The organism is Micromonospora sp. NPDC047753 (genome assembly GCF_040642735.1).
In the GTDB taxonomy this organism is placed as follows: Bacteria; Actinomycetota; Actinomycetes; order Mycobacteriales; family Micromonosporaceae; genus Micromonospora.
In genome coordinates this window covers 14,702-27,057 of record NZ_JBEYSL010000024.1, presented here as the reverse complement: position 1 = coordinate 27,057, position 12,356 = coordinate 14,702, and the positions used below count along the sequence as shown (strand labels likewise).

The following is a 12,356-nucleotide window of genomic DNA, read 5'->3' as shown; positions in this document are numbered from 1 at the left end:
GTGCGGCCGGCGCGCCGCCGGTCGCCGCGCTCGCCGACGACCGGGCCGACCCGGCGCAGCTCGCCCATCAGGCCCGTCGGGTCGCCGCACGGGACCGAGCCCTGCTGGTCGGGGCGGTGGCCGGCATCACGGCGGTCACCGTGGCGCTGCTCGCCCTGGTGGTGCCCCGGGGCACCCGTCGACGCTGGCGACCGGCCGGCCCGGCCTGAGGCCGCCCGCACAGGGCCTGGAGCCGCCCGCACACGGCCTGGAGCCGCCCGCACACGGCCAGGAGCCGCCCGCACAGGGCCTGGAGCCGCCCGCACACGGCCCTCGCCGCCGACCGGCCGCAGGCGGGGCGCTGACCCGGACACGGTCAGCGCTCCCGGCCCACATCGCTCACTGGAACAGCCCGGTGTTCTTCTTCTCGGTGTCCAGGTAGTCGGTGGCGGAGTCGTTCACCGCCAACCTGATGTCACGCAGCATCCCCTGCAGGTCCTGCGAGGCCGAACGCCACCGCGCCTGCCGCTGCTCGTAGGCCTGCTGCGCGTCGCCTGTCCAGCTCGCCACCAGCGGGGCGGCGTCACGTTCGAGTTGACCGAGCTGCGCGTCGAGGGTGTTCAACGCCTTCTGAATGTCAGCGCCGGCCTGCTGCAGCGCGGCGAAGTTGACGACCAGCACACCATGGTCCATCGGATTCCCTCCCCAGCGGGATCAGAGCGGCAGCTGGATGCCGCCGCGGTTGGTGCCGGCCACCCGGCTGGCCACCTCGTCGTCGGACGCGTGGTACTGCCGACCGGCGGTGCGGATCGCACCGGCGGTCTCGCGCAGCGCGCGGTGCAGCGCCGCCTGGTCCTGTGACCACTGCTGCTTGACCTGCTCGAACGACCGGCCACCAGCGCCACGCCAGGCCTGCTGCAACACTTCCAGCTCGGCCAGCAGGCCGGTCAGCATGGACTGCAACGACTGGTCCACCTGCTCGAACTTCGCGGCAGTCTGCTGCATCACCGCTGCTTCTGCCTTGGTTTGGGACATCCGGACGTCACCTCGTCTCTCGGATCGCACCTGGCCGTCGACGCGCCCATCCCGGGGCGACGCGTCGTCGCTTGGCCCGAGTCTTTCGAGCACTGAGACACGGGTCAGCGAAGGACTTCGTGGCTGACGGTAGCGACCTCGTAGCGGTTCTGCTACCCCACCGGCTTCCCCTGTGGACAACCGAGGCGGCCATCGGTCGCTTACGATGTGCCGCAGCCACGTCGCGGCGCGTGACGGGCCGCCGGAGGGCGGCCGGCCCGCCCGACCCTGGTCCCCACTGGTCGAGGAGGCACGGTGCCGGCGATCACCACCGGAGGGCCGCACCCGCCGACCCCGGTCGGGTCCGAGGCAGGCGCCTCCCCACGGGTGGGCGGGCCGGGCCGATCCACCGACAGCGGCCCGCTGCCGGTCGAGCAGCGCACCCCCCGTCGCCGGTCGCCGGCGGCTCACTGGGTCGCACTCGGCCGTCGTGCGGCTGCCGGAGCGCGAGCCGGCCAACTGGTCACCGCACAGGTCGCGGCGGCCCTGGTGCTCGTCACCCTCGGCCGACCCGCGCCGGTCGTCGCGGCAGCCGTACTGGTGGCCGTGTTGCTGGTGGCCGCCGCCTGGGCGCCGGTGCGGGGCCGGTGGCTGTTCGAGTGGCTGGGCACCGCCGTCGGGCACCTCACCCGCCGGCGGGCGTTGACCGGGCCGGCCGACGCGGCCGAACTGCTCGACCTGGTCGCCCCGGGCACCGTGGTCCGCTCGACCGAGTTGACCGGCGGGCCGGCGGCGCTCCTGGAGGACACCACCGGCATGGTCGCGCTCCTGGAGCTCGGCGACCCCGGCGACCTGCTGGGTGACGTGTCCCAGGCGATCCCCGCCCCGGCCGCGCTGCTCCCCCCGACCGGGCCGGACCAGCCCCCGCTGCTGGTCCAACTGCTGCTCGCCGGTGCGCCCGCGCCGGTGCCGAGCGCCGGTGGCACGGTCGGCACGTCGTACCGGCAGCTCACCGACGGGCGGCTCGCCGGGCGTGAGCGCGCGGTGGTGGCGATCCGGGTGCTGCGGGTGAACGGTTGGTCCGAGGAGGACCTGCGCCGCGTACTCGCCGGAACGGTCCGCCGGATCGTCCGCCGGCTCGGGCCGTTGGCCGCGCGACCGCTCGGGGTGCCGGCGGCGCTACGCGTACTGGGCGAGCTGGCCCACCACGACGGCGACCCGGTCCGGGAGTCGTGGCCGGCGATCCGGTCCGGCAGTCTCGTCCAGGCCACCTTCCGTCTGCTCCACTGGCCCGACGCGGGCGCTGCGGCTGGGCGCCGGCTGGTACCCCGCCTGCTGGCGCTGCCGGCGACGGCCACGACGGTGTCGATCTGCTCAGGCCCGTCGCCGACGATGTCGACGTCGTCGGCTCCGCCTACGGCCGGCGGAGTGCCGACCGAGCTGACCGTACGCCTGGCCGCCGGGACGGCGGCCGAGTTGGCGGCGGCCAGCGAGGCGCTGGTCCGGCTGGTGACCGACCTGGGCGGAAAGCTGCGACGACTCGACGGCGCGCACCTGAGCGGGCTGGCCGCCACGCTGCCGTTGGCGCTGACGGCACCCGGAGCGCAGCCCCGCCCACCGGCGCCCGGGCAGCGACCCGGCCCGACCGTGGACGACTGGGAGCTGTCAGTGGGCGACGCGGGAATGATGGTCGGCACCAACCGGCACGGCCGCGCCGTCACAGTGCGACTGTTCCGGCCGGAGAGCACCCGCGTGCTGCTGGTCGGCGGGGTACGGGCAGCCCAGCTGGTGGCCCTGCGCGCCCTGGCACTCGGCGCCCTGGTGGTGGTGCAGACCGCCCGGCCACGGGCCTGGGAGCCGTTTGTCCGTGGGGTTGGCGCACCGGGGGGCACGATCCCGTTGCTCCCTCCCGGTCGGGCGGTCGCCGACGGGGTGGGCACCGCGCTGCGGCCGTTGCTGCTGATCGTCGACGCCGGGCCGGTGGCGGCCGAGGCCGTGCCGGGCCCGCCGTGGCGGGCCACCCTGGTGGTACGCGACGAGCTGACCCCGGCCGATGTGGACGCGTTGAGCCGCGCCGACCTGGCGTTGCTCCAGCCACTGACCTCCGCCGAGGCCACCCTGGCCGGAGTCGCGCTGGGGCTGGGCGGGTCGGCCGAGTGGCTGACCCGGATCCGGGAGGACATGGTGGCGGTGGTCAACCGTCGGGCGCTGCGGTGGGCACTGCTCTCCCCCACTCCGATCGAGGCGCAACTGATCGGCCCGCCGACGCGCGGCTGAACTGATCGGCCCGCCGACGCGCGGCTGATTCCACCGGACGCGCCAGCCGGCGGGTTACGTCGCTGCGGTGTCCGTGGCACGATCCCCGCCATGGGTTTTCTGAAAGGTCTGCTGATTCGGCTGGCCAGCACAGCACTGGCTTTCTGGCTGGCCACGCTCCTCATCCCGGGCATCTCCCTGGATTCGAACTCGGCCACCGAGACGGTGACCACGCTGCTCCTGGTGGCGGTGATCTTCGGTGTGGTCAACGCTGTTCTCCAGCCGATCATCAAGACCGTCGGTTGTGGCTTCTACCTGCTGACCCTGGGTCTCATCGCCCTGGTGGTGAACGGGCTGCTCTTCCTGCTCACCAGCTGGATCGCCGACCAGGCCGGGTTGCCGTTCTCGGTGGACGGTTTCTGGCCGGCGGCAGTGCTCGGCGCCCTCTTCGTGAGCATCGTGACCTGGATCCTCGGCGCCGTCCTCGACCGGGACTGACCGCCGACCAGCCAGCACCGACCCGGTCCGTCCGGGGCTCCGACCCCGGCCGGGGCCCCGGCGGGCCGATGACCAGAGTTCGGGAATGTAGCGGCCTTACCGCCCACCTCGGCGGTTAGCGTCGCGGCATGTTCTCGCTGACCTATTCCGACGGCCACCTGCTCAGCACCGATCCGGAGCGGATCGACCTCGATCTGGTGCACCACTGGTTGTCCACCGACGCGTACTGGGCGCTCGGACGGGACCGGGAGACCACCGAGCGGTCGTTCGCCGGCTCGCTGCCGTTCGGCATCTACCGGCCGGAGGACGGCCGCCAGGTCGCCGTGGCCCGGGTCGTCACCGACGGTGCCACCTTCGCCTGGCTCTGCGACGTGTACGTCGACCGCGCCGCCCGGGGTCGCGGGCTGGGCGGACGGTTGGCCGGCGCGGTCCGGGACCACCTGGATGAGCTGGGCGTACGCCGGATCCTGCTCTGCACCAACGACGCCCACCAGGTGTACGCCGGGGTGGGCTTCACCCCGTTGGACGCGCCGCAACGGTGGATGCAGCTGGACCGGCGAGCCCCGGTGACCCCGCTCACCGGAAAGGAACAAAGCAGCACTACGCCCCTTACGGTGGAGACGTGACGCCACTCCGCCTTGGATACCTCTACGGCCTCGGCGCGTACCTGCTCTGGGGTTTCTTTCCGCTCTACCTGAAGCTGCTGCGACCCGCCGGCCCGCTGGAGATCCTGGCCCACCGGATCGTCTGGTCGGTAGTCTTCGTGGCTCTGCTGCTGGGCGCGCTGCGCAACATCGGCTTCCTGCGGGCGTTGCTGCGCCGCCGGTGGGCGGTGGCGGGGATCGTCGCCGCCGCCGCGCTGATCGCTGTCAACTGGGGCACCTACATCTACGGGGTCAACTCCGACCGGGTCGTGGAGACCGCGCTCGGCTACTTCATCAACCCGCTGGTAGTGGTGCTGCTCGGGGTGACGGTGCTGCGGGAGCGGCTGCGCCCGGCGCAGTGGGTGGCGCTGGGCATCGGCGCGTCGGCGGTCGCGGTGCTCACAGTGGACTACGGACGGCTGCCCTGGCTGGCGTTGACCCTGGCGTTCAGCTTCGCCGGCTACGGCCTGGTGAAGAAGCGGCTCGGGCTGCCGGCGGCGGAGGGGCTGTTCGTCGAGTCGGCGGTGCTGGCGTTGCCGGCGCTGGGCTACCTGGGCTGGCTGACGGCGAAGGCCGACCTGACCTTCGGGCACGTCTCGGCGGGGCACACCGCGCTGCTGGTGCTGGCCGGCGCGGCCACGGCGATCCCGCTGCTGCTGTTCGCCGGGGCGGCCAACCGGCTGCCCCTGAGCAGCCTGGGCATGGTCCAGTACCTGGCGCCGATCCTTCAGCTCGGCTGCGGGGTGCTGATCTTCCACGAGCCGATGCCCCCGGCCCGGCTGGCCGGCTTCGCGCTGGTCTGGCTGGCCCTGATCGTCTTCACCGCCGACGCCGTCCGAGCCTCCCGCCGCACCCGCCGGCCCGCCCCTCTCCCAACGCCCGTCCCAACTCCCTGACCGCCCCGCGATCTTGCAGTTTCTGTCGCCGATATGCCCTCCATGCCCCTTGTGGAAGGACAGGAAATGCAAGATCGCGAAAGGGACGGGGTGGGGTGGGTTACGGGACGGCGTAGGTCAGGAGGGGCGTGCCGTCGGCTTTCTGGAGCTCCACGCTGACCAGCTCGGCGTCGGTGAACCTCGTCGCGCCGGTGAAGCTCAGATCGTCGCCGGGAGCCGCCAACCACGAGCCGATCTGCTCGGTGGCACCGTTCGGGCCCCGCGCCACCAGCCGGAACGGATACGCCTTGCCGTAGCTCGTCCGCGCGTCGTACCCGCAACGCATTCTCACCTCGGTGCCCCACTTCGTGCCGGTCAGCCCGAGGTCGGCGTGCACCGGCCCGGCGGCGGCCACCGGCCGCATGGCCACCATCGACACCTGCGGGGCGGGCTTGCCCTGCGCGCCGGGCGGGTCGACCGGTCGAGGCAGCGCCACTGCGGTGCCCACACCGACCAGCAGCGCCAGCCCGGCGGCGGCCAGTGTGGTCAGTGCCCACCGTCGCCGATCCGCGGCGCGTTCCCGACGACGACGCTGGCGGGCCTCGTCGAGCAGCGCGGGCACCCGGGGCGGGGCCGGCGGCGGCAGGATCTGCTCCAACCCCGCCGGGTCGAGGCGCCCGAGCAACCCGGGCAGGACGGCGATCTCGGCGACCGCCTCCCGGCACGAGGCGCAGCCGCCCAGGTGCCGCTCGTAGGCCGCCCGCTCGGCGGGGGCCAGGGCGCCCAGCACGTACGCGCCGTCGTCGTACGCGAACTCGCACCGGGTCATCCCGTCACCCCCATCTCGGCCAGGACCAACCGTAGAGACCGCAGCGCGTAGTGGGTGCGGGATTTCACGGTCCCTGGCGGTACGCCCAAACGGGACGCCGCCTCGGCCACCGACCGCCCCTGGTAGAAGCACTCGACCAGCACCTCCCGGTGGGTCGGGCTGAGCCGGTTGAGCGCCTCGGCGACGGTCCACGCCTCCACCGCCCGCTCGGCCTCGTCGATCACCTCGGGCGGTTCGGGCAGATCGTCGGTGAACACCTCGCCGACCCGGGTGGATCGCCGCCGCCAGGCGTCGATGGCCAGGTTACGGGCGGTGGTGAACAGCCAGGACCGCACCGATCCGCGCCTCGGGTCGAGTGACTCCGGATGTCGCCAGGCCCGCAGCAGCGTCTCCTGCACCAGGTCCTCGGCCCGCTGCCGGTCCCCGTTGACCAGCCGCAGAGCATGGGCGTACAGCGCCTCCGCGTGCTCGTCGTGCAGCGCGCGGAGCAGTTGGGCGTCGTGGTCGCTGATGGCGGTCTCCTCGCTTCCGGCGCGCGTCCGGCGGTGCGTCCGCTCGGGAATACGTGCGGTCACGCCGAACGGTTCAGCCCGAGGTCAGACGGGTGCCGCCCGGAGAGGTGTTCATGCCTGGTTCACATCGCGGCTGACGCGTGCTCACCACGTCCTCCTAGCGTCCGGCTGGTACGCCGCCTGTCGTGCCACCGACTTCTCTGGAGGCCTCCCCCATGAGCGACCGTCCCCGGCTGCTCCCCCTGTTGAACGGCACCCGCCATGGCACCCGTGATGCCATGACCTGCCTGTACCGGTGCGGAAACGCGTGTGACCACCCGGTCCCGAACACCTCCGACAACGCGTACTTCGGCGATGTGGTGAACGCCGAGGTGTCGCGGCGTGGCGTGGTCCGGGCTGGCGCGGTCGGCGCGCTGGTGCTCGGTTTCGGCGGCACGGCGGCTGGCGCGCTCGCCGGGGCGGCCCCGGCCATGGCGGCCCCGACCGCCCCGGACGTTCCGGAGAACTTCGGGTTCGGTCGTCCGAGCACCGGAATCGGCAGCGGCGCGCTGACCTTCAAGCCGATCCCTCCGAACAAGCTGGACACCCTGGTCGTGCCGAACGGCTACGACCACGCCGTGGTGATCAAGTGGGGTGACCCGGTGCTGCCGGGCGCGCCGGAGTTCGACCTGCACCACCAGACCGCCGCCGCGCAGTCCAAGCAGTTCGGCTACAACAACGACTTCGTGGGTGTGCTGCCGCTGGACAAGCAGGGCAAGCGGGCGCTGCTCGTGGTCAACCACGAGTACACCAACGAGGACCTGATGTTCCCGGGCTTCCCCGGCCTGGACGGGCTCTCCGTGGAGCAGGTGCGCACCGCCATGGCCGCGCACGGCATGTCGGTGGTGGAGCTTGAGCGGGTCGCGGGCACCGGGCAGTGGAAGCCGGTCGGCAAGGGCCCGCGGCCGTACAACCGGCGGGTCACCGCCCTGAGCACCAAGTTCGACCTGACCGGCCCGGCCGCCGGCTCGGCCTGGCTGAAGACCGCCGCCGACCCCAGGGGCCGTACGGTCGTCGGCACGCTGAACAACTGCGCCGGTGGCGTGACCGCGTGGGGCACCGTGCTCTCCGGCGAGGAGAACTTCAACCAGTACTTCGTGGGCGCCGACGCCGCCCCGGCCGAACTGAAGCCGAAGCTGGACCGCTACGGCATCAGCACCGCCAGCCGCTACCCCAGCGGCAGCCGCAAGTGGGAGCGCGCGGACGAGCGCTTCGACCTGGCGAAGCACCCCAACGAGGCACACCGGTTCGGCTGGGTCGTCGAGATCGACCCGTTCGACCCGGAGAGCCGCCCGCGCAAGCACACCGCGATGGGCCGGTTCAAGCACGAGGGCGCCAACGTGATCGTCGCGAAGGACGGCCACGTGGTCGCGTACATGGGCGACGACGAGCGGTTCGACTACCTCTACAAGTTCGTCTCGGACAAGAAGTTCATGAAGGGCAACTCCTGGGCTGCCCGCAAGCACAACCTGACCCTGCTGGAGTCCGGCACGCTCTACGTGGCGAAGCTCGACCAGACCAGCGCCGCCGAGATCGACGGTACGGGCAAGCTCCCCACCGACGGCGCGTTCAACGGTCGGGGCCGCTGGATCAGGCTGGTCAGCGGCAACCGGTCGTTCGTCGACGGGATGACCGCGGCGGACGTGCTCACCTTCACCCGGCTCGCCGGTGACAAGGTCGGCGCGACCAAGATGGACCGCCCCGAGGACGTCGAGCCGAGCCTGCTCACCGGCAAGGTGTACGTGGCGCTGACCAACAACACCAACCGGGGCGTCGGCAGCAACCCGAAGCCGGACGAGGCCAACCCGCGCAACGCCAACAAGCACGGGCAGATCCTGGAACTGGTCGAGGACCGCAACGACAACACCTCGGAGACCTTCGCCTGGTCGTTGCCGATCGTGTGCGGCGACCCGACCGACCCGTCGACCTTCTTCGCCGGGTACGACAAGACCAAGGTCTCCCCGATCTCCTGCCCGGACAACGTCGCCTTCGACGCCACCGGCAACCTCTGGATCTCCACTGACGGCAACGCGCTGGGCAGCAACGACGGTCTGTTCGCCACCGCCGTTGAGGGTCCGGAGCGGGGTCACCTCAAGCAGTTCCTGACTGTGCCGCTCGGCGCGGAGACCTGCGGTCCGTTCATCACCGGCGACAACCGCTCGGTCTTCGTTGCCGTGCAGCACCCGGGCGAGATCACCGGGGCCTCGGTGGAGAACCCGGCCTCGAACTGGCCGGACGGTGACTACGCCAAGCCGGGCGTGGTGGTCACCTGGCGCCTCGACGGCGGCCCGGTGGGCAGCTGACGGCACGACAGCCGCTGACATTCCTCCGGCGGTCCCGCGTTGGACCGCCCCGAGAGGCCCTCTCCCAGCCCGGGAGAGGGCCTCTCGGCCGTCAGTTGTCGCTGGCGATGCCGTCGGCCACGCTGCGGGCCACGGTGAGCAGCTTGGCGCGTACCACCCGGGCGGAGGTCATCATCTCGCTGGCCGGCAACGCGCAGGCCAGCACGACCCGGCGTTCCATGTCCTTGTCCGGCGCGACGAGCACCGCGGCGCAGGCCACCCCCTGGCGGAACTGCCCCATCTCCAGTTGCATGCCGCGCCGGTCGCCGGCGGCCAGGTCCGCCTCGAAACTCTCGGTGGTGGTGAGCGTGGCGGTGGTGAACGGGCGCATGCCGTACTCGCGCAGATAGCGGTAGCGCTGGTCGGTCGTGAGGGTGGCGAGCAGCGACTTGCCGAGCGCTGTCGCGTGCGCACCCTCGTCGAAGCCGGGGACCAGATCCTCCAGGTAGGGCGAGCGGTGCCCCTCGGCGACGGCGGTGAGGGCCACCTGGCCGCCGACGAACCGACCAAGGTAGTGGCTGTAGCCGGTGTCCAGGGCGGCCCGGCGCAGTGTCTCACCGACCGCCGGCGGGCCCCGGAACGCCGTCACCAGCTCCCGGTACCGGTCGGCCACCTCCAACCCCACGATGTACGTGCCGTCCTCGCGACGGATCACGTAGCCCTCGTAGGCGAGGGTGCGAACCAGGTGGTAGGTGGTGGCCACGGTCAGCTCGCAGCGTCTGGCGATCTGCTTGACGGTCAGGCCCTTCGGGGCACGACCGACCGACTCCAGCACCCGTAGCGCTCGGGACACGCTGCGAATCAGGTCCGAAGGTTCTGCCAAGGGGTCGCGCACAACCACCTCCGCCGCCGTGGACTTACACCATATGAAAAACAGGCCCGGTGCGAAATGCCTGTTCGGGTCGAGGATGCCAGATCACCATCCACAGGTTGTTGCCCGCCGGTCACCGGGAGTGCGGTGAACAGGGCTCGCGTAGGTTTGCCGAACGATGACCGACACCTCGAACACCCCCGATCCGGCCGTTGCCCGACCCCATCCGGTTCGGGCCAGCGTCGGCGCAGTCGTCACCACGGTGGCCTGCGTACTCCCCGTCTTCCTGCTCGGCGGTCTCGCCGTTCAGATGGGCACGGACCTCGGCTTCTCGCCGGCCGGCCTGGGCCTTGCCGTCTCCGTCTACTTCGGGGTCAGCGCGCTGGCCTCGGTGCCCTCCGGGCGGTTGGTCGAGCGGTACGGACCGGCGGTGGTCGCCCGCTGCGGCATCGTGCTGGCCGCCGGGTCGATGCTGGCCGTGGCCGCCTTCGCCAGGTCGTACCCGGTGCTGGTCGGTCTGCTGGCGCTCAGCGCCGCCGCGAACGCGCTCGGCCAGTTGGCCAGCAACGCGGCGCTGGCCCAGCACGTGCCGGCCCGGCGGCAGGGGCTGTCGTTCGGTGTCAAGCAGGCCGCCATCCCGGTCTCCACCCTGCTGGCCGGCGCGGCGGTGCCCACCATCGCGCTCACCGCCGGCTGGCGCTGGGCGTTCGTGGCCGCCGCCGTGGCGGCGCTGACGACGCTGGCCGCCGTACCCCGACAGTTGCCTGGCCCGGCCCGTCGGGCCGGCGCCGCGCGCGCGGGGCGGGCGACGGCGGCGCTGGTGGTGATCGGCGCGGCGGCGACGTTGGCGTCGGGCGCGGCCAACTCGCTCGGCACCTTCCTGGTGGACTCCTCGGCGGCCCGAGGTCTGTCGCCGGGCCTCGCCGGTCTCACCCTGACCCTGGGTAGCGCTGTCTGCGTGGCGGCCCGGGTGGGCGCGGGCTGGTTGGCCGACCGCCGCGAGACCGGTCACGTCGCCCTCATCGCCGCGATGCTGCTCGTCGGCGCGGTCGGGCTGGGCCTGCTCGCGTTGACCGGCTCGGTGCCGTTGGTAGTCGGTGTGGTGCTCGGCTTCGGCCTGGGCTGGGCCTGGCCCGGCCTGATGAACTTCGCGGTGGTCCGGCTCCACCCGCGGTCACCGGCCGCCGCCACCTCGATCACACAGACCGGGGTGTACGCGGGCGGCTGCCTCGGCCCGCTGAGCCTGGGCCCGCTCGCCGCCCACCTCGGTTACCCGGCGATGTGGACCGTCGCGGCCGTGGCGATGCTGCTCGCCGCCGCCCTCATGCTCGTCGGCAGCCGACTGTTGACCCGCGCCGGCGCTGCGGAGGGCCGTGGCGTGGATCAGCTGGTGCGGTCGGCGATGTAGTCGCAGAGCGACTCCAAAGCGCTGCGGGACGGGCCGTGCGGCAGCGGAGCGAGCTGCGCGCGGGCGTCCTCGGCGTAGCTGCGGACGGTCTCCCGGGCCCGCTTGAGCGCCGGGCTCTCCCGGAGCAGCCCCAACGCCTCGGCGTGCAGCGCGTCGTCGGTCAACGGGCCGGTCGCCAGGATCTCCCGCAGCCGCACCGACGACGCGTCGGAGTCGTCCGCCTCGCGGGCGTAGAGCACCGGCAGCGTCGGAACACCCTCGCGCAGGTCCGTGCCGGGGGTCTTGCCCGACTGCACCGACTCGGAGGCGATGTCCAGCAGGTCGTCGGAGAGTTGGAAGGCGACGCCGATCGTTTCGCCATACCCGGCGAGGGCCTCCACGTGCTCAGGGGCGGCCCCACCGAACATGCCGCCGAACCGGGCGGACGTGGCGATCAACGAGCCGGTCTTCTCAGCGATCACGTGCAGGTAGTGGGCCACCGGGTCGTCGTCGGCACGCGGCCCGACCGTCTCCGCGATCTGGCCGTGCACCAGCCGGGCGAAGGTGCGCGCCTGCAACCGGACCGCCTCGGGGCCCAGGTCGGCGGCGATGTCCGCCGCGCGGGCGAAGAGGTAGTCGCCGACCAGGATGGCGACCGAGTTGGTCCACCGGGAGTTCGCGCTCGGCGCGCCCCGACGGACGGCTGCCTCGTCCATCACGTCGTCGTGGTAGAGGGTGGCGAGGTGAGTGAGCTCCATCACCACGGCGGCCGGGACCACCTGCGCACCGGTCGGATCACCGAACTGGGCGCCGAGCGCCACCAGCAACGGCCGGAACCGCTTCCCACCGGCCTCGACGAGGTGCCGGGCGGCCTCGGTGACGAACGGGTCGGCACTGGCCACGCTGGCCCGCAACTCGACCTCGACCGTGTCCAGCAGACCCAGCACGGACGCCTCGACACGGGGATCGGCGAGGCTCAGGCCAAGCGCGCCGAACTGACTCGTGCTCGCCCGACCCCGTCGACCGCCGGAGCCGGAGGCACCTGAACGCTCGCCCGCCGGATTCACCACGCTATCAACCATGCCACACCCGTTCGACCTGCTCCGGCCCGGGGATACGCACCGGGGGCCGGCACGTGAACACGCGCCGACCCCCGGTGATCGATCCTTC

General features: G+C 72.4%; 12 protein-coding genes and 1 pseudogene. 7 read left to right on the top strand and 6 right to left on the bottom strand.

The features are described from left to right. Positions 1–209 (top strand): annotated as a pseudogene (locus ABZ749_RS04030) (type VII secretion-associated serine protease mycosin); the annotation flags it as partial. Positions 210–378: 169 nt separating this feature from the next. On the opposite strand, the gene ABZ749_RS04025 reads toward ABZ749_RS04030, so the two are convergent. Next, on the bottom strand, positions 379–672 hold the full coding sequence (locus tag ABZ749_RS04025; RefSeq protein WP_355004864.1) for a WXG100 family type VII secretion target: 294 nt from the start codon (positions 670–672) through the stop codon (positions 379–381). Positions 673–693: 21 nt separating this feature from the next. After that, entirely contained in the window at positions 694–1,014 is a 321-nt protein-coding gene (locus ABZ749_RS04020) for a WXG100 family type VII secretion target (RefSeq protein WP_091395516.1), read from the bottom strand. A gap of 294 nt (positions 1,015–1,308) precedes the next feature. Here ABZ749_RS04020 and eccE point away from each other — a divergent pair, with 294 nt between their 5' ends. From eccE to rarD, 4 genes are all read left to right on the top strand, one after another. Then, positions 1,309–3,270, top strand: a complete 1,962-nt coding sequence (eccE, locus tag ABZ749_RS04015; protein WP_357222513.1) for a type VII secretion protein EccE — start codon at positions 1,309–1,311, stop codon at positions 3,268–3,270. 90 nt (positions 3,271–3,360) lie between these two features. Then, positions 3,361–3,747 carry a phage holin family protein gene (locus tag ABZ749_RS04010; RefSeq protein WP_091395522.1) on the top strand — a complete coding sequence of 129 codons (387 nt, stop codon included), beginning with the start codon at positions 3,361–3,363 and terminating at the stop codon, positions 3,745–3,747. A 128-nt stretch (positions 3,748–3,875) separates the two neighbouring features. After that, a complete protein-coding gene (locus ABZ749_RS04005; protein WP_357222511.1) occupies positions 3,876–4,373 on the top strand; it encodes a GNAT family N-acetyltransferase in 498 nt (165 codons plus the stop codon). After that, the gene (gene rarD, locus ABZ749_RS04000) at positions 4,370–5,287 is read left to right on the top strand and encodes an EamA family transporter RarD (RefSeq protein WP_357222509.1); all 918 of its coding nucleotides are present in this window, start codon (positions 4,370–4,372) and stop codon (positions 5,285–5,287) included. Before ABZ749_RS04005 ends, rarD begins: the two co-directional genes overlap by 4 nt. A 100-nt stretch (positions 5,288–5,387) precedes the next feature. On the opposite strand, the gene ABZ749_RS03995 is transcribed toward rarD, so the two are convergent. Both ABZ749_RS03995 and ABZ749_RS03990 read right to left on the bottom strand, forming a co-directional pair. Then, positions 5,388–6,095, bottom strand: a complete 708-nt coding sequence (locus tag ABZ749_RS03995) for a zf-HC2 domain-containing protein (protein ID WP_357222507.1) — start codon at positions 6,093–6,095, stop codon at positions 5,388–5,390. Beyond that, positions 6,092–6,607, bottom strand: a complete 516-nt coding sequence (locus ABZ749_RS03990; RefSeq protein ID WP_051708644.1) for a sigma-70 family RNA polymerase sigma factor — start codon at positions 6,605–6,607, stop codon at positions 6,092–6,094. Before ABZ749_RS03990 ends, ABZ749_RS03995 begins: the two co-directional genes overlap by 4 nt. A gap of 215 nt (positions 6,608–6,822) precedes the next feature. On the opposite strand from ABZ749_RS03990, the gene ABZ749_RS03985 reads away from it, so the two are divergent. Beyond that, entirely contained in the window at positions 6,823–8,949 is a 2,127-nt protein-coding gene (locus ABZ749_RS03985; protein WP_357222505.1) for a PhoX family phosphatase, read from the top strand. Between the two features lie 91 nt (positions 8,950–9,040). Here ABZ749_RS03985 and ABZ749_RS03980 read toward each other — a convergent pair whose 3' ends face one another. Beyond that, positions 9,041–9,823, bottom strand: a complete 783-nt coding sequence (locus ABZ749_RS03980; RefSeq protein ID WP_124821331.1) for an IclR family transcriptional regulator C-terminal domain-containing protein — start codon at positions 9,821–9,823, stop codon at positions 9,041–9,043. 154 nt (positions 9,824–9,977) lie between these two features. On the opposite strand from ABZ749_RS03980, the gene ABZ749_RS03975 reads away from it, so the two are divergent. After that, positions 9,978–11,207, top strand: a complete 1,230-nt coding sequence (locus tag ABZ749_RS03975) for an MFS transporter (protein WP_357222503.1) — start codon at positions 9,978–9,980, stop codon at positions 11,205–11,207. Here the strand turns inward: ABZ749_RS03975 and ABZ749_RS03970 are convergent. Beyond that, positions 11,183–12,268 (bottom strand): polyprenyl synthetase family protein, encoded by a 1,086-nt coding sequence (locus tag ABZ749_RS03970; protein WP_355004857.1) that lies wholly within the window; start codon positions 12,266–12,268, stop codon positions 11,183–11,185. The genes ABZ749_RS03975 and ABZ749_RS03970 overlap by 25 nt on opposite strands. Between the last annotated feature and the right edge of the window lie 88 nt (positions 12,269–12,356).